At 62.1% G+C, this 19,913-nt stretch carries 21 protein-coding genes and 1 pseudogene; 14 read left to right on the forward strand and 8 right to left on the reverse strand.

The window, feature by feature from the left end; genetic code table 11:
• The 5 genes and pseudogenes from CGK74_RS15080 to CGK74_RS15100 form a co-directional block, all read left to right on the forward strand.
• A pseudogene (locus tag CGK74_RS15080) lies at nt 1–487 on the forward strand (Fis family transcriptional regulator); the annotation flags it as partial.
• Nucleotides 488–587: 100 nt separating this feature from the next.
• Entirely contained in the window at nt 588–1,055 is a 468-nt protein-coding gene (locus CGK74_RS15085) for a hypothetical protein (RefSeq protein ID WP_094269271.1), read from the forward strand.
• 170 nt (nt 1,056–1,225) lie between these two features.
• Nucleotides 1,226–2,197 carry a recombination-associated protein RdgC gene (locus CGK74_RS15090; RefSeq protein WP_094269272.1) on the forward strand — a complete coding sequence of 324 codons (972 nt, stop codon included), beginning with the start codon at nt 1,226–1,228 and terminating at the stop codon, nt 2,195–2,197.
• Entirely contained in the window at nt 2,194–2,838 is a 645-nt protein-coding gene (locus CGK74_RS15095; RefSeq protein ID WP_094269273.1) for a hypothetical protein, read from the forward strand. Before CGK74_RS15090 ends, CGK74_RS15095 begins: the two co-directional genes overlap by 4 nt.
• A 225-nt stretch (nt 2,839–3,063) precedes the next feature.
• Nucleotides 3,064–3,561 (forward strand): zinc-finger-containing protein, encoded by a 498-nt coding sequence (locus CGK74_RS15100; protein ID WP_240498744.1) that lies wholly within the window; start codon nt 3,064–3,066, stop codon nt 3,559–3,561.
• Nucleotides 3,562–3,658: 97 nt separating this feature from the next.
• Here the strand turns inward: CGK74_RS15100 and CGK74_RS15105 are convergent, their stop codons facing one another.
• Complete coding sequence (locus CGK74_RS15105; RefSeq protein WP_094269274.1) at nt 3,659–4,864, reverse strand: Fic family protein; 1,206 nt, start codon at nt 4,862–4,864, stop codon at nt 3,659–3,661.
• A gap of 264 nt (nt 4,865–5,128) precedes the next feature.
• Here CGK74_RS15105 and CGK74_RS15110 point away from each other — a divergent pair, with 264 nt between their 5' ends.
• The 9 genes from CGK74_RS15110 to CGK74_RS18810 all read left to right on the forward strand — a co-directional run bounded on the left by CGK74_RS15110 (nt 5,129) and on the right by CGK74_RS18810 (nt 9,998).
• A complete protein-coding gene (locus tag CGK74_RS15110) occupies nt 5,129–5,728 on the forward strand; it encodes a hypothetical protein (RefSeq protein ID WP_094269275.1) in 600 nt (199 codons plus the stop codon).
• A 114-nt stretch (nt 5,729–5,842) separates the two neighbouring features.
• Complete coding sequence (locus tag CGK74_RS15115) at nt 5,843–6,487, forward strand: hypothetical protein (RefSeq protein ID WP_240498745.1); 645 nt, start codon at nt 5,843–5,845, stop codon at nt 6,485–6,487.
• A 57-nt stretch (nt 6,488–6,544) separates the two neighbouring features.
• On the forward strand, nt 6,545–7,159 hold the full coding sequence (locus CGK74_RS15120) for a hypothetical protein (protein WP_133091893.1): 615 nt from the start codon (nt 6,545–6,547) through the stop codon (nt 7,157–7,159).
• Nucleotides 7,160–7,258: 99 nt separating this feature from the next.
• On the forward strand, nt 7,259–7,456 hold the full coding sequence (locus CGK74_RS15125; protein WP_094269277.1) for a hypothetical protein: 198 nt from the start codon (nt 7,259–7,261) through the stop codon (nt 7,454–7,456).
• A gap of 50 nt (nt 7,457–7,506) precedes the next feature.
• Complete coding sequence (locus CGK74_RS15130) at nt 7,507–7,950, forward strand: ArsR/SmtB family transcription factor (protein ID WP_165770092.1); 444 nt, start codon at nt 7,507–7,509, stop codon at nt 7,948–7,950.
• 90 nt (nt 7,951–8,040) lie between these two features.
• Entirely contained in the window at nt 8,041–8,193 is a 153-nt protein-coding gene (locus CGK74_RS18960) for a hypothetical protein (RefSeq protein ID WP_165770093.1), read from the forward strand.
• A gap of 3 nt (nt 8,194–8,196) precedes the next feature.
• The gene (locus CGK74_RS19060; protein ID WP_206186268.1) at nt 8,197–8,796 is read left to right on the forward strand and encodes a hypothetical protein; all 600 of its coding nucleotides are present in this window, start codon (nt 8,197–8,199) and stop codon (nt 8,794–8,796) included.
• A gap of 261 nt (nt 8,797–9,057) precedes the next feature.
• On the forward strand, nt 9,058–9,366 hold the full coding sequence (locus tag CGK74_RS15140; RefSeq protein WP_094269279.1) for a helix-turn-helix domain-containing protein: 309 nt from the start codon (nt 9,058–9,060) through the stop codon (nt 9,364–9,366).
• Complete coding sequence (locus CGK74_RS18810; protein WP_133091897.1) at nt 9,366–9,998, forward strand: hypothetical protein; 633 nt, start codon at nt 9,366–9,368, stop codon at nt 9,996–9,998. Before CGK74_RS15140 ends, CGK74_RS18810 begins: the two co-directional genes overlap by 1 nt.
• Nucleotides 9,999–10,109: 111 nt before the next feature.
• Here the strand turns inward: CGK74_RS18810 and CGK74_RS15150 are convergent, their stop codons facing one another.
• The 7 genes from CGK74_RS15150 to CGK74_RS15180 all read right to left on the reverse strand — a co-directional run bounded on the left by CGK74_RS15150 (nt 10,110) and on the right by CGK74_RS15180 (nt 19,884).
• Complete coding sequence (locus CGK74_RS15150; RefSeq protein ID WP_094269281.1) at nt 10,110–11,627, reverse strand: thymidine phosphorylase family protein; 1,518 nt, start codon at nt 11,625–11,627, stop codon at nt 10,110–10,112.
• On the reverse strand, nt 11,624–12,982 hold the full coding sequence (locus CGK74_RS15155; RefSeq protein WP_020307801.1) for an MBL fold metallo-hydrolase RNA specificity domain-containing protein: 1,359 nt from the start codon (nt 12,980–12,982) through the stop codon (nt 11,624–11,626). The genes CGK74_RS15150 and CGK74_RS15155 overlap by 4 nt, the downstream gene beginning before the upstream one ends.
• An 83-nt stretch (nt 12,983–13,065) precedes the next feature.
• Nucleotides 13,066–15,396: a phosphoketolase family protein gene (locus CGK74_RS15160; RefSeq protein WP_094269282.1), complete on the reverse strand. Its 2,331-nt coding sequence runs from the start codon at nt 15,394–15,396 to the stop codon at nt 13,066–13,068.
• Between the two features lie 36 nt (nt 15,397–15,432).
• On the reverse strand, nt 15,433–16,329 hold the full coding sequence (locus CGK74_RS15165; RefSeq protein WP_094269283.1) for a ribose-phosphate pyrophosphokinase: 897 nt from the start codon (nt 16,327–16,329) through the stop codon (nt 15,433–15,435).
• A 151-nt stretch (nt 16,330–16,480) separates the two neighbouring features.
• Nucleotides 16,481–17,554 carry a lipid A deacylase LpxR family protein gene (locus tag CGK74_RS15170; protein ID WP_094269284.1) on the reverse strand — a complete coding sequence of 358 codons (1,074 nt, stop codon included), beginning with the start codon at nt 17,552–17,554 and terminating at the stop codon, nt 16,481–16,483.
• Nucleotides 17,551–18,045, reverse strand: a complete 495-nt coding sequence (locus CGK74_RS15175; protein WP_094269285.1) for a universal stress protein — start codon at nt 18,043–18,045, stop codon at nt 17,551–17,553. Before CGK74_RS15175 ends, CGK74_RS15170 begins: the two co-directional genes overlap by 4 nt.
• 87 nt (nt 18,046–18,132) lie before the next feature.
• A complete protein-coding gene (locus CGK74_RS15180; protein WP_094269286.1) occupies nt 18,133–19,884 on the reverse strand; it encodes a PHA/PHB synthase family protein in 1,752 nt (583 codons plus the stop codon).
• Nucleotides 19,885–19,913: the final 29 nt, after the last annotated feature.

Here is a 19,913-nt window from a genome sequence, read left to right on the forward strand (position 1 = left end):
CCGCGCTCGAAGTAGGCAAGAACGCCGCCCGGTTACCGCTTACGGACTGGGCGTTACGGCGCACGGGCTGCGGCACGAGACCTTGTGCAATCTCTTCGAGGAGCTGGCAGGGGTTCCGGCCCCGATTCGTGTCGCCAATCCCCGTGAGGTGCTTGCGCAGGCCGATCCGGACAAGGTTGAGCTTGCGCGTGCGGCGGTGGCGGAGATGGCTGGCCATGCACGGGTCTCGATCAGTTCATCCTATCTGGGTGGGCTACTTGGTCGTGAGCGCGAGCCGAGCCCGGCCGAGAAGCGGCACATGGCGAAGTGGACAAGGTTCATTGAGCTGCATAGCCGAACCCTGCTGACCGAATCGGAGAAGCTGGAAAAGGCGCGCTTGAGGAAGATCCTGCGACTTGAGGACCTCAAGGGCGATGCTCCGGATGTCGAGGCGGCAGCTACGTCGGCAGAGTCGGACGAGGCGCATCTGGCGGCGGGAGGTGCGTGATGGGTGTCATCGACGGACGGCAAGTGCGTTTCCGGAAACGCCCCATGAACGCCTTCCCTCCCCTCTGTCTGGCTAGGCCTACCTGTGATGGGGTGCGGCGATGAGCGCGTTCCTGTTCGAGGCGGATCTGCGTGCCCACCTGGAGGCGTTACCGGAGATCGACGGGTTCGTGATTGGGGAGTGGCTCTGCACCTTGTCCCATGAGGCGCTTGGAGAGCTGATCGATCGGCTGGAAGTGATGCTGTCCGACGAGGACGCGGAGCTTGAGAACGAGCTGGTGCTCGATCTGCTGCTGGCGACGAACCTTGGGTATGCGGCCGAGTGCGGTGGGCGCACCTTGTCGGGTCTGGATGAGATCGAGGCGGCGATGTTGGGTCTGGAGCATGCGGCGCACCTTGTCGCAGTCGAACGGGCTGGGCTCATCGAGGTGGTGGGCATGGTGTCCATGAGCGACGAGGAGCGCCCGAGCCTTTCGCTGACACAGCGCGGCGTGGAGCGCCTGGTCGTGCGTCGGTGGATGTCGGGCGAGGACATCGGTGGCTCGGGAGCGCATCGCGTCCTGAATTGACGCGAGGCGTTGAGGGGCGACCGGGACCAGGGAAGCGGCCCCGGTTGGCACCAAGCCCTGTCACCCCTCTGTCTGGCTAGGAAATCACAACGGTAGGACTTGAACGGGCGCGACTTGCCGGTACGGTGGGTTGGGCACAAAACGGTTTTTCACACAGGAGAGCGAACGAGATGTTTTTCAAGAATGCGCAGGTGTACCGGCTGGCGAAGGACTGGGGCATGACGGCAGAGGACTTGGAGGCGCAGTTGGCCAAGAAAGCCTTTCAGCCGTGCGGCAGCCAGGACATGGAAAGCCGCGGCTGGGTGTCGCCCAACAAGACGGAGTCGCTGGTGGCGGCGGTGGGCGGTCAGTGGCTGGTCGCGCTGGGGTTCGAGAGCCGGATCCTGCCCGGTGCGGTGGTCAAGCAGGAGGCCGAGGAGCGTGCTCAGCTGATCGCCGAGCAGCAGGGGTTCAAGCCGGGCAAGAAGCAGATGAACGAGATCAAGGAGGCCGTGCTCCAGGAGTTGCTGCCGCGCGCCTTCACCAAACGCTCGACGATGTATGCGTGGATCGACCCGGTGGGCGGCTGGCTGGTCGTGGATGCGTCGTCGCAGTCCCGTGCGGAAGATGTACTGGAGACGCTGCGTCACACGCTCGACAGCTTCCCGCTGACGCTACTGCGCACTGAGCGCACCCCGGTGTCGGCGATGGCCGACTGGCTGGCGGCCGGCGAAGCGCCCGAAGGCTTCACGCTCGATTCGGACTTTTCGCTGAAGTCTGTCTCGGAAGACAAGGCCGAGGCGAGCTTCAAGCGTCATGGGCTGGAGTCGGCGCACGTGAAGGATCACCTGGAAGCGGGCAAGTTGCCCACGCGGCTTGCGATGACCTTCGACGACCGTGTGTCGTTTGTTCTGACGGACAAGGGCGAGGTGAAGCGCATCGATCTGCTCGACGTCGCCAAGGAATCGCTCGAGGGCAAGGACGAGGATGCCGAGGCGTTGTTCCAGGCCGAGTTCGCGCTGATGGCGGGCGAGCTGAGCCGCCTGTTCGAGTCGCTGGTCGATGCGTTGGGTGGGGAGCTGACGCAAGTGACGGATGAGCCCCAGGGGGTCCCCCTCCTGGAAATTGAGGTCAAAACTGTGCCCGCGATGGAGGTGGCATGATGCTCAACAAATTCTATCTTCTTGATGCTGATCGGCCCGAGGTACAGCGTGCGCTGGACCACTACGCGCGGGCACACCAAGCTGTCAACGCAGCGAAGAAAGCGCTATCGCGACTGAATGCTCGAGGCTTCACTTTTGACCGAGAACGGGGCCTGGGCCTCACGTTTCGCAGGGTCGAGGATGCGCACGGCATCAAAGGAATGAGCAAGTTGTCCCTGATGGAGCTCCCTCCCTTGAGCCATCACGTTACCAAGCTCCCACCTTTCGAGGTGCCCTGCTATGTCGGTTACCCTGATAAGCGCACGCGTGCTGGTCAAGAACTCGAAGATGAATTGCTGAACTTCAACCATCTTGTCCTCAGCTGGGAATGGTCACTTGAGGAGGCGCTGGGGATCTACAGAGGCCTCTCAGCCTGCGATCAATCGCGGAGTCACTACTGCGCGGCGTTTGCGCTGGCCGATGGTCGGGTAATCGTCAAGGAATCGGTGGAGAGAAGCACCCCAACGGGGGAAGGCCAATTGCGGAGCGAAAACGATCCGGTCATCCCCGAGTGGGCGATCGAGATCACAGAGGCGGAGTTTGATGTCCTGAAGGATCTGCCTCGCTACACAAGAGAGCACCCCGAGCCCGCGAGCGTGTAGTCCGGCGCCACCGAAGCAGTTTGAGACGAAGCGCGGCACGTCCGCGCTTTGTTGTTTCTGGGCCCGACGCACGAATTATCCAGATCAGGAAAAAGGCCATAAATCGGGATCGACACGCGCGTGCCTTGAAGTCGCGGCCTCATCCGGTAGGTTGGCTGGCATCTGTGGGCCGCATGGTGCATGCCTGTGTGGTCGTCTCCCATCAACCCATCCCCATCCTTATCCGTGAGCAATCAAACCCAGCACGATCTCCTGCGCGGCTCGCCCAGCTCGTCACTCAACACGCTCGGGTGTGATGTCGAGGTCGCTGACCACCGCCCCGCCGTGTCCTGTCCGTACTGCAACACGCCGGCTGAGTTGGTCCGCGGGGACGTGATCTACCGTGGCCGTCCGGAACTGCACGCCAAGCGTTTCTGGCGTTGCGCCCCGTGCGGTGCCCACGTCGGCTGCCACGCACCGAACCGACGGTTCGGATACGACGGCACGCAGCCGCTCGGCCGCCTCGCCAACGCCTCACTTCGCAAGGCCAAGGCGCGGGCACATGCCCTCTTCGATCCGTTCTGGAAATCGGGACGGATGAGCCGTGTGGACGCTTACACCTGGCTGGCCAGGGAGCTTCGGATCGATGTCGAGGCCTGCCACATCGGCGAGTTCGACGAAGCGATGTGCAACCGGGTCGAGGAGATCTGTAAGCGCTGGATGTTCGGCCCCGGTCCGGGCTGAACGGCAGGCTGAAGCCCGGATTGGTGCTGCATCACGGTGCGCCCACGCGTTTCCGGAAACACGCCATCGAAGTCGGGCGCGACACGAGACAGCCGGCCTATCCGCCCGCCTGACGCAACTGCGTTCCGCTTTCGAGGATCTTGAGGAACTCAGCGTAGGCGAACACGCGCCCGCGCCGCTTCCCTGTGATTTCTCCCACGACCCCGAGGGCCTCGAGCGCATCGAAGGCTTTGTTGACCGTGGGGGCGCTGAGTCCAGTCCTTTCCTGTGCCTGCGCGGCATTGAGGAACGGGTGTGTCTGGAGCAGCTCGTGGATGCGGAGCATGGAGTTGGTCTGCTCACCGCATGCGGCGATTCGCTCCCGATCGGCGCGAAACAGCGCGACGATGCGCATCGCGCTTTCGTACGCGTTGTTGGCCGTCTCGGCGACCCCGGTGAGGAAGAACTCCGTCCAGGTTTCCCAGTCCCCGCGGAGCCGGACCTCCTGCAGGAGGCGGTAATAGTCCTCCCGGTGGGTCTTCAGGTAGAGGCTGAGGTACAGGAGCGGCTCATGGAGAACCTTCTTCTCCACCAGGAACAGGGCGATCAGCAGGCGGCCGAGGCGCCCGTTTCCGTCCAGGAACGGGTTAATCGACTCGAACTGGACGTGCAGATAACCGGCCTTGATGAGCGGCGGGATTGCCGCGGAATCGTCGTGCAGGAAGCGCTCGAGGTCACTGAGACACGCTTCCATCTCGGTGACCGGCGGAGGCACGTAATGGGCGTTCCCCGGTCGGGTGCCGCCGATCCAGTTCTGCGAGCGGCGGAACTCGCCGGGATTCTTGGCTTCCCCTCGGCCACGCTGCAACAGGCGGGCGTGCATGTCCCGAAGCAGGCGCAGGCAGAGCGGAAGACCAGTCGGATCCCGAATGACCTGGAGCCCGTACATCATCGCGTCCACGTAGTTCGAGACCTCGGTGACGTCGTCGAGCGGCTTCCCGGCGAGCGCGGCGTTCTCGAACTGAAGGAGATCGTCGAGCGTCGACTGCGTCCCTTCGATCTGGGATGACAGAACCGCTTCCTTGCGGACATACATGTACAGGAATAGCGCCTTGTCCGGGAGCAGCATCGCCACCCCATCGAGGCGACCGATGGCCCTGTCAGCCTCGCTCAAGCGCTGAAGAAGGATCGGTGACAGCGCGAGGGGCGGATTGGGGGGCAACGGCGGTGGCACGTAGGCGTTCACGGCCTCATCGAAGGCCACGGTCGTCACGTAGCGCCCGATCCTTGAGGTCACGTCCTGTTGCGTTGGGCTGTCGGTCATGGGAGTCCTTAGTTAAGCCCGCTTTACTTAACCGGGCCACTAATTAAGTTTAAGCCTATTTTTTTTAATTAGCGATGAAGCTCCCACTTCCAGCCGGGTCGAGCCGATCTTCAGGCGCCGGATGTTCGATGCGGGCCCGCGTTGATTTTGCAGGTCACAAAACCCCCGTTTTGAGCTGTTTTACGGGGCAAGGCCGACTGGCGCATCCCGGTATAACGGTCTGATCTCAAACGCCGCCCCAGATTGGGGGTTCCGGAGCGCCCTATGTCAGAGCTATCGCCGGCCATGCTTGCGCGCCTCGCGCTGAAGATGCCCGCCGAGTTCGATGTGCGTCAGAGCACGATCTGGATCTACCTCGAGCGCGGCACGGGCCGATACGTGAAGGTGGTCCTGCCGCGGCTGCGGGTCGTGAACGCCGAGACGATGGGGCGGCTCAATGAGCAGGCGTCCGGGCAGGCGCGCGATCTGTGGTGCGAGAAGTACGGCACCCCGTTTCCGGAAACGGGTGTCGACGGCGACTGGTCCGAGTTCGTGCTTGCCGACGAGATTCCGCACGAGGGGCCGACGCGGCTCACCGAAGCCGAATGGGCACATGTTCAGCGGGCCGCCCGCCAGGCCGCGCTCACCGTGGACATTCTGTGGTTGCTGGTCGAGGGCCTTGGCTGGCGCCCTGGTCAGCCGGTCGCCGACAACGATCGCGGCTGGTTGTCCGTGTGGGCCGAGGAGGAGGAATCGCCGGGGGTGATGGAGAGCGTGCGCGAGCTGCTGTGCCTGCCGCGCCGCTACGACTGGATTCCGCCCGCAGTCACCGCCGCCTACCCCACCCCGCCCCGATCTTCCTGGCGCGCAATCGCCGCGGCATAAGCGAAATCCCGATCATTCATTTATCATGCGCGGTCGCGCTCAAGCTGTTCGTTACCCTGTGCTGCCGCTCATTTTCCTTCCCTGACCACAACCTCAATATCCGAATCGAACACCATGCTCGACGCGCTCAACGCCATCTTCATTGCCGCCAACATCGCCGCCCAGACCCTGAACGTGGTCGCCCGTGCAGACGAAGACATCCTCATCCAGAAGGACGTGAAGGTCTATGCGGTCTCCATGACCGAGCAGGCCCCGATGTGGACGGACAAGTGCAAGTACGAAGGGGTAATGGTCGAGTACGCCCGGGACTGGGAGGAGGAGCAGCTCTCGACCGGCGTCATCCTGGCGCCCGAACCGGACAAGCCGATTGGCTACGCGCTGATCCTCACCAAGGAGCGCTGCCCCGAGAAGGAGGAGCGGGCGATCTTGAACGTCGGCGACTCGCCCTCGTCGCCGTTCTTTGGCCGAAAGCATGTGCTGCGCGAAGGAAACCCGGTGGATACGCGGGATTTCGAAAGCATGAAGGAAGAATATCGGCCCAAGTGGATGCCGCAGGTGCTTCGCACGATCGAGGCCGAGGCGCCGAATAACCCGGCAGCCCAGCACTTCCTCGACGAGATGCGCACCCGGACTGCTGCGGCAGGCGTTGAGGCGCCGTTGCAGGCTGAGCCGAACCCGGAAGAGCCGAACCCGACGAACGCTGAGCCTGCGCAACCGCTAGCTGAAGCTGAGCCGGCGGAGCGCGCCGCTGAGAACTGAGAGACCCCTGTAGTGCCCAGACACCATGCCCCCTTCGATCCGGCGTTCATTCAGTCGGTGAACGAACACCAGTTCGGGCTCGGCGACACACCGGGTTTGCCCGCTCGCTGTCCGAACTGCTCCGAGAGCGGGCATCGCGCGGTGTTCGACGCACCTGGGCTTCTGGTGGCCGACACGGACGGGCTGCGCTGCCTCGATTGCGGGCACCTGGACCCCGCTCCTGTGTTTCCTCAGTCCGTTCTGGACGGCGAGCGGCGCGTGCGATGGGCACAGGTCCTCTATCGGAACCAGACAGCAACCATCTCCGCCCTGATCGGATCGCTCCTGGCGCATCCCTGTATGGGTTCGCAGGCGTCGGACGCCGAGCGGGATTGCGCTCCTCCCACGATGAGCGCGATTCGGCATGCCTTGGGCAGCCTTCGTCGCTATGCGCTGCTGTGCGAGGGCATCGAAACTCGCCCGGGTCGCCCCTTCGAGATCACAAGCGACTGGGCCTCAGTCCGGGACTGCTGCCCGCCTCCTGGATGGGCCTTCGATACGCTCTGTCACCTCGACGGCGAGACCGATCCGCACCATCCGGCCTTCGGGGTGGGTTGGCACATCGTCCGATTGGACGGGTCCGAGCCGGCCAACAAGCACGGTCGAGCGCACTACTGGCGCTACGTTGCCTGAGTCTTGGCCAGGGCGATCGGTGATCGGTATGCACTGCGGTTGAACTTCCACGTTCCTGTGCAAGACTCAACGACATCCCCCTGAACTGGAACACCCCCTATGCTTTTCGATGTAGTGGCCATCAGCCTGCAGACGAACGTCGTGCGCCTGGTGGCAGAGAAGAAGTCCAAGGAAGACGCTGATGCGCTCGTCTCCATGGCTGTCATGCGAAACGGCGTCGATAACGAGTTTTTCGCGAGCGTCAGCGCTGGTGCGTTCAGGTCGGGAGACCAGTACATCATGCGGGGTGCGGCATGAGCGTTTGTGCGGCTATCGAAACCCGTAGCGGGTGCGCAGCGGCTGCACCCTTGCCAAAGGGACAGGTGAAGGAGCCGCAGCGCGAGGTTGGCACGAGCCGCAAGCCGTCCGGGCGGCGCCAGAAATGCAATCCGCTGCTGGCGATGGCGCTGGGGATGGCCGCGCCGCACCCGCGCTCGCCGCTCGCCCCGGTGCGCCAGATCCGGCCGCTACACGACAACGACGAACCCGAGGATGCGCCGATCCTGCGCCCGAGCCCGCGGCGCGATCAGATCTTCGAGTTGATCCAGGCGCGGGCGCACAGCGTCAATGAGATCGCCGATCAGCTGCAGATCAGCATCAAGTCGGTGAACGAGCACCTGCGCATCCTGCTCACCGCCGGCAAGGTGGAACGGACAAGGCAGCGCGATCGCAGCGGTCGGGTGTGCATGGTGTATCGGGCAAAGCCAAGCGCCGCCGTTGCGTCGGCAGGCGATGGAGCCCCGGCCGCGTGACCAGCCGGAAATGACGCCCATCCCTGGGTCGATCACTTGAAGAGCGGGCCTCCTGTGGCACCTTGGAAGGACTCACTCAGGAGATCGCGCATGAAACCCATCGACCATCCGTCCTGCCCCGCCTGCGGCGCCACCGAGTACGAAGGCGAGCTCATGCCTTGCCCGCACTGCGATAGCCTCAAGTGCTCGCATTGCGACATGGGCGACGACACGGCGTGCATTGCCTGCGAGTGTGAGGACTAAGCGATGCCTGTCTCGATCGAACAGATCCGCCCGGGCGCCGTCTTCCGGTTCAAGACCGCCGCGCGCCGCGTCACCTCGCTCAGCAAGCCGTTGGGTGCGGGTTTTAACGTGAACTGGGAGTACGCCGATCGCCTGCCACGTGCCGGCAAGCGCACCGGCTCGCAGTGGGTGCACTACTTTCGAGCCAACGCGATCGAGGAGATCCCCGACCCGGGCCCCGCCGCGGAGCAGCGAAAGCTCATCCCGCTTCAGCGCGTGGTCGGTTGCCAGCCCGCTCCGGTCACCATCACCCTCGAGACCCGCTGTCCGGACAAGTACGCCATCGTCGATCTGGAAACCGGAGAACTGTGGGGCCACACCGGTGACACATTCCGCAGGCTGTCCGAAGCGGAAAGCGCCGACGTCGCCTATGTCGCCGGCCTGGCCTCGGGCGCACAGCGTAGCCACCCCGACGACCAGGCCGTTCATCGTTCTGCGGCGACCGGGGAGCACAACGCCATCCGTGAATCTCTGGCCGCACTCGTCGGCCGGTACGACGACCACGCGCTGCGTTCCCTGCTCGCCGAGCTCGTCGCCGAGATCGACGCGAGGGCAGCCCGTTGAACGCGCAAATCACCGAGCTCGAGCAGGGCGCCCCCGACACGCTCCGAGCGCCCCTGATCGCGGGCTGGGCGTCATACAACACGCCGAATGCGCTGTTTTACGGAGGGATGTTGCACGGGTGCCTTCGGTATAACGATGCTGTACGGGCGGCCTGTTTCGCCCATCGCATCGAGGATCGTTCATGTCGAAGTTTTCCACCCCTACCGAGCGCGCTCGAACCTGGCGGTGCAGCCCCTGCTGCTGCACAGGCCAAGGAGGTGCATGGTGATCGAGCACCTGCTGGGCCTCACACCTTTGAATCGTCCCGCCAACGCGCCCGTGAGACGGGTGACCCCGCTGCAGGAAAAGCGCGCCAAGCCCGAAGAGGTAAAGCGCTCGGCAAGCCGTGAGGACGTACATCGTCTGATCTGCACGAAGACGATGAGCGCGGCCGAAGTCGGTGAAGCGCTGGCGATCTCGACCAAGGCGGCTGCCGCCCACCTTCGCAGGCTCGAGGAGGCGGGTCAAGCGCTTCGCAGCGGAGATGTCACGGTCAATGGGCGCAAGGTGCCCAAGTTCAGAGGTAGCTAATGAGTTGGGATCTGGGATACCTGGCTGGGCAAGCAGCGGAGCGAGCGATTGGCGAGAACATTCTTGCGATCAAGGAAGGTCAGTGGAGACAGGAGATCAACGAGGTTGCCGCGGAACGCAATCAACTCGCCCGCAAGGTGCAAGAACTTGAGGCGCACCTTCGAGAACAGATTGCCTACTCCGACGACCTCCAACGAGATCTCGATCGTGCGCTACAGGCCTTGGCGAAGGCTGGCGCCAATCCCACTGAGCGACAAGCACTGTCCGTCGCACCCCATGTCCGTCGGCAGAAGCTGGCTGAAGAGGAACGGCTGCGCCGGGAAAAAGCTGAAGAACAGGAGCGGCAACGTCGCCATCAAGCGTACCTGGCCTCGCTACCAACTCCAGCCCAGATCGAAGAGATGAAACAAAGAGAGGAGCTAAGGGAGCGGCGCAGGAGGCGCAATTTCCGCATCCTGGCCATTACTTGCCTGGCGTCAATTACTTTGACCGGCCAGGTTAATTGTCGCCGGCCATCGGCCAAAACGATAAAGCAACGCAGATGCCGCAGTTCCATGAGCAATGTTCCTATACAGGCGCTGACGACCTCCTTCTGTTTGCTCCACGCTATGCGCGTTGAAAACCTCTTTTAAGCGATGTTTTTTCATGTGTTCTTGAGCATGAGATGTAGGCGTTCAACTTTTCCAAACGAGAGATCGGGCTGTGTTTGACCGAGCATTCAAGAGCCCTGTTTATCTACGGCGCTAAGGGTCAATCTTTACAATGTCCCCAATGTCTTGTACGTATGCGAGTGCATAGGCCATCTCTCCAGAGGTTTGCGCATGCAAAAACATCAATGGTTGTCCGCGTGTTATCTCGTCACCTAAGCGCACCTGCAATTGAATCCCTGCGGCTGGACTCTCAGGCGCACCGGCCAATTTGGCTAAACGAGAAAGCTTACGGTTGTCGATGTGTACTGCTCGGCCTGAAGTGGTTGCCAAAAGCGGTTCGACATAGAGAGCTTGGGGCGGCTCACGAAATCCCCCCTGAGCCGCGCAGATTCTCTGAAATTTTTCCCACGCGCGGCCACTGCTGATCGTCTCATGAGCCAACCGAAGTCCCTCCCCTTCTTTGGCGACGCCGCCAAGCTCAAGCACCGCGCCCGCCACCAACGCCACGCGGTCACATAGGTCTTGCGGCGCATCCGCCTCGTTGCGCAACACGGCCAACACGTCGCGCGCCTCCAACGCCGGGCCGATACCTCTGCCGACAGGCTGATTCCCGTCTGTAAACAGGCAACGCAATACAAGGCCAAATGACGCGGCGACTTCCGAAAGGTGATGCGCAAGATGCTCGGCAGTTTCCCGGCTGCGGACTTTTGCGGTTGGCCCAACCGGAATATCGATCACGATGTGGGTCGCCCCTGCTGCAATCTTCTTGGATAACACCGAGGCAATCAGTTGTCCTTGCGTGTCGATATCCAGTTCACGCTCAATACGCACGAAGATGTCGTCCGCGGGGCTGAGGTGCATCGCGCCGCCCCACGCCACGCATCCACCCTCTTTCTCCACGACCTTTCTGAGCGTATCCAGGTCCAGGTCTACAGGAGCCAGCGTTTCCATGGTGTCCGCGGTGCCAGCGGGAGAGGTGATGGCGCGTGATGAGGTCTTGGGCATCACCAATCCATTGGCTGCGGCGATGGCAACCACCAACGGCGTGGTGCGATTTCCCGGTAATCCGCCCACGCAATGCTTGTCCACAACAATCGGAGCCTGCCATTGCAGGTGATCCCCGACATCGACCATCGCACGGGTGAGATGGATGGTCTCTTGCATATCCAGAGGCAGTACCGCCGTTGCGGTCAGGAAGGCCGAAAGTGCGACATCGGTATAGCGACCATCGACCACATCACGGACGATCGCCTGCAACTCCGTCGTTTGCAGTCGGTGGCCGTGAATTCGCGCACGCACGGCCGACAACGATTCGAGCAGCGGAGGATGCCGAACCTGCACAAGATCGCCCTCATGAATGTCCAGGGCATCCCAGGCGGCCTCGGACAGAGCGATCTGTCCGGTTTTGAGCAGATCGCTGTCGATTTGGTACAGTAGCGCTTGCACAGTGCGGTCGCCGGCAATGATCAGTACCTGTGACCGCGGTGCCAGCCCTTCGGCACGGCAGACATGGCAATCGGTACGCATCAAGACGACGGGTTGATGCTGGGCATGCAGTCGCATGCGCAATGCTTGCAAGGCGGGTGTCTGGGGCGTGATGCGGGCACTCACAGGGCGAACTCCTGGTTTTGCATGGGCACCGATGCGTGCCAATTGAGTTCGCGCTGGATACGTTCGCGCAGCGCCTCAGAGGCATCAGATTCACCGTGAACAATGAACACTCTTTCCGGCGCCTTGGTAAAGCCGCGCAGCCATCGCATCAGCTCATCGCTGTCGGCATGAGCCGACAACATCGCAAGCTCGGCGACCTCTGCCTTGATCGGCATCCAGCGTCCATGGATCTTGACTTCGCGAGCGCCCTCAAGCAGCTTGCGCCCGCGCGTACCTGCTGCTTGGAATCCAGAGAACAGCAGCGTGTTCTGATGGCTACCGCCAAACGCTTCTATGTGATGCAGCACGCGGCCGCCGGTGGCCATGCCGCTGGCGGAAATAATCACCTTGGGGTATCGATTCGCCGATAGCGCCTTGGACTCTTCAACGTCGCGCACGTATGTGACTTCTGAGAATGCCGTCTCGAAATCGTGTTGAGCGAGCTTGTGGTCGTCGGCATGGCGGTGCAGCAGCGCAGTTGCGCTGGTGGCCATGGGACTGTCCAGATAGACGGGCACGTTGCGGAGCCGACCGCGCTGTCGCAACAGCCATAGGTCATAGATCAACGACTGCGCGCGTCCTACGGCAAAAGCGGGAATCACTACGGTGCCTCCGCGGCGAGTCGTACGCTCGATGATGTCGCCTAGCGCTTCGACGGCATCGGAACGGTCATGATGACGATTGCCATAGGTGGACTCGATGATGATGTAGTCCGCTTCCGTGACGGGTTCAGGATCAGGCATGACCGCATCGTCATAGCGGCCCAGGTCGCCGGAGAACACCAAACGCTTGCCGCCGATGTCGATCTGCGCCGTCGCCGCTCCAAGAATGTGGCCGGCCCTGCGTAGAACCAGGCGTGCACCGCCCGGCAATACCGTCTCCTGATGCAGTGGCACGGGCTTGAACTGCAAGAGCGTGCGTTCGGCATCTCGGACCCGATACAGGGCAAGGGCTGGCTTGTGCTTGGAAAATCCCTTCCGGTTGGCGAACTCGGCATCCTTCTCCTGCAACCAAGCACTGTCGAGCAGGATGAGTTCGGCGACGTCCCGTGTGGCTGGCGTCGAGAAAATCTTCCCGCGGAACCCGTTCAGCACCAATCGGGGGAGATATCCACAATGATCCAGGTGCGCGTGCGTCAGTACAACCGCATCGATGTCCTTGGACTCAACGACAAGATGCTGCCAGTTCAGCTCGCGCAGGTTCTTCAGTCCTTGGAAAAGTCCGCAGTCGATCAGGATGCGGGTACTGCCATATGTGATCAGGTGTTTGGAGCCGGTGACGGTACCGGCACCGCCCAGGCTGGTCAGTGAGAGCATGAAGTTGTCTCCTCGCTTGTTGGTGGGTTGTGAAATCAGGAGCTGGCGCGGTCACTGCGGACCGTGTCAGAACCACTTGAAATTCACGCGTCGGTCGCGGCAGCAGCAGCCTGCGAACTGTTCCAGCCGGTCACTTGCGCAGCGGCATAGATGGCATCCACCCAGGTGCATCGATTGGCGATCAGCATTCCAGCCACATCGAGGGTGCCGCCGTGGTTGATGTATCCCAAAGCCCGCGTCTTCGAAGGGCCGCTGTCAATGCGGCGAAGCACGCCCAGCATCGGCTCAGGGCGGGTATGGCTTATCAACACGCGCGGCAGGTGAGGCGGGAAGAGCGCTTGCAGGGATTCGTCACCGAGCACGAAGGCGGCCTCAAGTTCGTCTCGCGGAATGCGTAGACGGCCGGGCTCGACCACCACGGTGATGCACGACGCAAGCCCATGGTGCTCCAGGCGGGCATGGGCTTTGAGCGCTTCCTCCAACTGGTAGGCGCCAATCGCTACGAATTGCAGTTGTGCGGTGGACGGATCGCCGGCTACATGGGCTGCTCCATGCTCGATCAGCGATTGAGCCGCGGCGGCACTGAAGTGATTCGGCGTGTCGCGCTTGGAGACCACCACACAAGCCACTTGGCCGCGGCTGGCGTAGACCGCTCGCAACGCGGCGCACGCCGTGTTTTCATCCACCGGGAACAACACGCGTGCGGTGTCCGACATCTCCCCCAGCAATGCTTCGCCAATGGTCGGGTCCTGGTGTGACTGCTCGTTCTTGCTGTTCTCCCAGGTGTGGGATGTGACGATCAGCGGGACGGAGATCCAGCCTGGCGGCTGGCCCAGCTCCTTCTGCCGACGCGCGAAGATGATCTCCTGGCGCATCAATCCAAGCATCTTGACCGCGAATGCCTCGTAGCTGACGATCAGGTTCAGCCCCCCTTTGTTGGCGAGGGCGGCGGCCGCAACGGCTTCTTCATTGAGTGCGGTGACCACCGAGCCATCCGTCGATTCCGGGACGCCGGGTTCGGGCACGTTGACGCGGTGCTTGAGCAGCGCCAGAGTGGCCCCCATCTTGTTGCTGGCCAGTTCGTCGGGATTGCCGATCCGGATGCGCAACTGTGGATTTGCCTGCACCAGCTCCACGAACCAACGGTCCAGTGCGGACATGGCGCTGCCCGACACCTCCGTTGGCCCCCAGGTCGGCATCGGCAGTTGAGGACTCGCTGGATGGCGTCGGGCCATGGGGTGCTCGCTTTCGCGCGAGCGCCGGCTCTGGCCGTGATTCGCAAGAATGGTGAGCGCGTTTTCCAGTTCGGTCTCCGGCACGAACAGCGCCGCAGCCCCTGCATTGAAGGCCTCGCGTGCCTGTGCATCCTCGCGCGGATTGCCGTCCAGCGGCAGGTTGTGGGCGGCATTGGTCGCCGCGCCCGGGAAGCCAAAACCTTTCTCCGTCTCGGCGATCACGTAGGGCAGCTTGACGGGATAGCGCCGGTCCGAGCGTGCGGCGAAGGCGCTCAGCGTGTCTTCGGCTTCAACAATGGCCCATGCGATCGCCATCGGATCACGTCCATCAACGATGACCGGATCGAAGCCGTTGTGGCGCAGGTCCTCGGCCAGCCAGGTAGCGCCACCTTCCTGCACGATCTGGGTGCGCTGCTCGATGCGCCGTCCGTTGAGAATCATGACCGGGATGGCGAAGCCGCAGTCCTCGGCGCGCCACCAGCGCGGCGCCCAGTCCGAGCCACGTTGTTCCTCGAAAGCGCCATCACTGAGGAATGCCACCAGGCTTTCTCCCGGCAACGGCGTGTGCACATACTGCAGCCCGGCGAACCCCAGATAGCCGCCTTCGGAGATCGCGCCGGCCGTGTTCGGCCCGGCATGGCTACCCAGCGGTACCGCGGGCCGACCCTGCTTATCGATGGCATAGGAGTAGAAGTCCGCGATCAAACGCGACAGGCCCGCCTCGCTGCGGTCGTAGCGTCCACGCTGGGCGGCGGATACATCGCCGGTCAGTGCGTTCACCGCCTCGATCGCGGCCACGCAGTGCCCCTGCCCCATGAGCCAGCCGCGTGTCGTCCCGGTCAGCGCGTTGGCCAACAGATAACCCACGAAGGCTGGCACCATGTTGAGCGAGCCGCCGGTGTGGCCTTCGGGCGTTTGTTTGAAATCATCGGAGCCCAGTGGGCAGCCGCTTCGGTCGATGCGCCGGGCATAGGTCATATGCGCCACTACGCTCATGGCCGTGCAGGCCACCCGGTCGGCTGCAGCCAGCAGCGCATGGGCCGAGGCTTCATCTGCCACACGCCCTTGCGCAACCATGCGGTGCACGAGGGTCTGCATACGTTCGATGGTTTCGGACTGGTGCGCGATGGGCCCGTAACCGGCACGCCAATCGATTGCGAGGTTAGCCTGAGAGGGCATCTCGGGTTCCTTGAAAATAGCGGGATAGGTGGAAGATCAGGCTCGCGGATCGGTCTGGCCGCTGGATAGCGCGCCGGCAATCAGCGAAGCCAGACCGATCCGGTTGCTCGGATGCGGCACCGCGTCGGTGGACGTGATCCGAGCGAACAGCGGCGTCAATTGGCTCCAGGCGTCTTCGGCGAATAGGGCATGCACCACTACGCACTCCGGCTTGCGCATTCCTTGTTCGGCGAGTTTGTGCGCCGCGACAGCGAGCGTGCGGCCCGAGGATGCGATGTCGTCCACCAGCACCGGCGTTCTGTCACGCCAGACCGACAGGTCGGGAACATCGATGTCCACGCTGCGATCGCCATGGCGTGTCTTGCGAAGCACGGCGTGCGGCACGCCGATGCGGGAGGCGATGGAGCCGGCCCACTGCTCGCTTTCCTCATCGGGGCCGACGATCAAGGGCTTTTCGACATGATTGGCGATCCAGTCGGCCAGCAGCGGCGCGGCATGCAAGGTAGTGGTGGGAATCGTGTAGAGCGCGGAGAGCGTTGGATAGCGGTGCAGATGTGGATCCACCGTAAGCAGCTTGTCGAACGTCGATGAGACCATGCGTGCGAAAGACCGCGATGTCACGCTTTCGCCGTCATGGAATCGTTTGTCCTGGCGCATGTAGGCCAGGTATGGTGCAACCAGATTCACTTCGCGCGCGCCGAGCTCGCGTGCGGCGTCCGCGGCAAAAACCAGAAGCAGGAATTGCGGATCAGGATGGGTCAGCGTGCAAATCAGATCCACGATCTGGCCGGTAGGTTCGCCATGCAGTCGGACATAGCTCTCGCCATCGGGGAATCGGCGCGTTTCGATGCGGCCGACATCGCCGCCATATGTCTGCGCGAGACGACGGGCGAAATCTTCGTTGCCTGGAAGGGCAAGGGTGAGTCGTTGCATGCAGTTGTCTCCTTTCTTGTGAGTTGTCCTTGGTCGCTTATCGAAACTCAGGCGCTTGGTCGGAGTCGATGCTTCATCCGGGCAACCAGGCTCGTGCCGACGAATAACGACGGGATGGCCCGTGTTGAGTCCAGGAAGGAACTGATCTGCATCAGAATTTCCGTCCTACAGTGATCGTTCCGTAGACCGGGATTTCGTCTTGCCCCCGGAATTCGCGTGTGCGGTGGTAGCGGGCTATCGCGATGCGCCAGTTGCCCTGAGTCATCGCGATGCCATAGCCGACATCGGCCACGAATGGCCGTTTATCAACACTATGACTGGACTTGAAGGTATTGCCATCCAGCGTGATGTCGTGCAAAACCCAGCGGGCGTCGAGTGCTGCGAAGAGGTGTCCGTTCCAGTTGCTTCCAGCGGTCGTGCGCACGGGCGAGGTATTTTCTCCGGCCGGCCGCAGCGGCGCGGTGCCTAAATCGTCCGGCAGGCGCAGGCCATAGCGCAATTCTCCCCCGACATTCGCGTAGGTGGCGAAATTGCCGAAGCTGCCGCCCCAGTGGCGGGTGAGGTCCCAGCTCCAACCGCTGACGTTTTCTTGCCTGAAGACTCGCGTTCGGCGTTCGTGCAGCAATTGCAGTACAGGCTCGTCGCGCAGTTGGTGTCGCCAGCCATTGAATTTGTCGACGCCGATGGTGTCATGCCACCAGTTCTGGGTTTGCCTGGCCAAGGAGGAAGGGCCCACAACACCGACGCGGATTTGTGAGGTGCGCAGCGTATCGCCGCGCCGCGCGTTGTAGCCGAGGCTCAACATCATTGCGCCGGCGAAAGGGCGGTCGTCTTTGATCAGATCGCTGCGCGTTTTGTCGCTCGGGGTGTACATCATCTGCCCGAAGCCGATGGTCATGTTCTGTTCGTCAAAACCCTCGGGGTGCAGCACCGTGAGAAAACGATTCAGCCCACGGACGAGACGGGGTAGGCAAGGGTCATCGCGATAGTCCACAAGGTTGGGGGAGACCCAGCTGACGAGAAACCCGTTGGAGTACCCTTGGTCTTGTCCAATGCCGCCGAACATGTCGTTGTCGATCCGCAGATTGAGCGTTCCCGTTGAGCGCAGCGGGTTGTCCTGGTGGCAGGACTGGGCCTGTGCGGAGGCGCTCAGCAATAGCAGCAGCAAGGAGGCTGCGACTTCCAGCCTCCATTCAGCGGGGTCGGCGGACTGAACTTTCGTCACGCTGGCGTGCCACCCTGCCCAGGGGTTGCAGTCACAATGACCGATTGGGACTGGCGCACCAGCATCACCGGAACTGGTGCGATGCGAGCGAGCTGCTCTGCATCGCTTCCCATCAGCAGCCTGTCCACGCCCCGGCGTCCGTGGGTACCCAACACCACCAACTCGCATTGAGTAGTCAGTGCCTGCTGAGCGATGAGCACCGAGACGCGCTCGCCCTTGCTTTCCAGAAGGACGGTCTCAACCGCCAGGCCTCCCTGCCTCAGCCGCAGCGCCGCCTCGTCCAGCAGCTTCTGCCCGGCCGCCAGGAAGCCCGGCCTCACTTCTTCAATATAGATCCTCGGCCTCTCGAAGCCGTTGCTGTGCTTCATCTCCTCGATGACGTGCAGCAAGACGATGGTTGCGCCATTCAGGCGTGCCAGCACCGCAGCGTGGTGGAGCGCCAAATCGGCAGTAGGACTTCCGTCGAGCGGAACCAGGATTCTTGAGTACATGAATGTCTCCAGTTATCAGAGTAAAACGGGGTGACGAACAGATATTGCGTATACCGTGTCGCAATAGCGGACGCGGTATGCGCTTATTCAGTTGCGTACATATTCCCCTGGGGCGTCGCAAACAGTGGGGTATCCACTGGATTCAGCACCTATGAGCGGAGGCGCAACAACATCACCGGAACGCTCTCGCAGCCACGCCGACCATGCGGGCCACCAGGAATCCGGATGCGTCTGCATCGTCGCTTGCCACTCATCCGGCGCCATGTATCCATCACCGGCCGCGCGGGTATGGATTTGATATTGGCGCTTACCTCGGCCGGGCTCGCTCACGATGCCGCCGTTGTGTCCTCCAGTGGTCAGCACGAAAGTCAGCTCGGCCGAAGACAGGAGATGCAGCTTGTAAACCGAGCGCCAAGGCGCAATATGATCCGAGGCAGTGCCGACGCAAAACACCGGCACAGCGATGTCTCCCACTGAAACGGGGCGACCCGTGACGGGATAACGCCCCGCGCTGAGATCGTTATTCAGGTAAAGGCGTCGGAGATACTGCGAATGCATCTTCGCGGGCAGGCGAGTCCCATCGGCATTCCAAGCCATCAGGTCGGTCATTGGCCGGCGATCGCCCAATAGGTATTCGTCAATCATGCGAGACCATATGAGATCGTAGGAGCGCAGTAGCTGAAAAGCTACGCTCATCTGGTCGGAGGTCAAATAACCGGTTTGAGCCATGCTGGCTTCCAACAGCGCCACTTGACTCTCGTTGATGAAAAGACTCAGCTCGCCCGGTTCGCTGAAGTCCGTCTGTGCGGCAAGCAGGCTTACCGACACCAGCCGCGTATCGCCATCACGCGCCATGGCTGAAGCACCAATGGCCAGTAGCGTTCCGCCCAGGCAATAACCAGCCGCGTGGACTCCATGCCCGGGGACAACGGAAGTCACAGCGTCCAGCGCTGCATGCAGGCCGAACTCCAGGTACTCATCCATGCCCAAATCTCGATCCTCAGCATCCGGATTTCTCCAGGAGATGCAAAAAACCGTATGCCCTTGCGCAACCAGATACCGTATCAGCGAGTTATGCGGTGACAGATCCAGTACGTAGTACTTCATGATCCAGGCAGGAATGATCATGATCGGTTCGGGATGGACTTTCTCGGTAGTGGGCGTGTACTGAATCAGTTCGATCAGTCGATTTCTCAGAACGACTTTTCCTTCCGTGACCGCTACGTCGCGCCCAACGACGAAGTTCTCCGTTCCCGCGGGAGGCTGGCCGGATAGTTGCCGACGCAAGTCGTCGAGAAAGTTGGACGTCCCCCGCGCTAGATTGGCGCCTTGCTCTGCGATGGTTCTTTTCAGGACAACGGGGTTGAAAACCGCAGCGTTGGCGGGCGAAAGCATTTCCAGCCACTGTTTGGCGCCAAACGCCAGCAGGCGTTGGTGTTTCGGATCCACTCCCCACACCCCCTGCGTGGCCTGCTCCCACCATTTGGTCTGATTGACGAATGAACTGCGGAAAAGGTCGTAGGGCCATTGATCCCATGCAGGATCGTTGAAGCGGCGGTCATTGACAGGTGACCGGTCAGGAGCGGTGGCTCCCCGGTCCGGGTTGGCCGGATTCTTCTTCAATACGGCCATCCATTGCTCGGACAGGGAGGCTGCAAACGCCAAAAGCTCGGCTTGCTTGCCAGGACTGTTTGCTAAATGGCTCGCCCAGTCCACCCACGCGAGCAACGATGTCTCCGGCGAAATAGACGACCAAGCCTGTGCCCAAGCGACATGGGCATCCCCATCCAACTTCGGATTGATGGCTGAGTCGATATTGCCGTTCTTTTTATTCGTCAAAGCGTATTACCTCTATTTCTGCACAAGTA

Source organism: Thauera propionica (assembly GCF_002245655.1).
Taxonomy (GTDB): domain Bacteria; phylum Pseudomonadota; class Gammaproteobacteria; order Burkholderiales; family Rhodocyclaceae; genus Thauera; species Thauera propionica.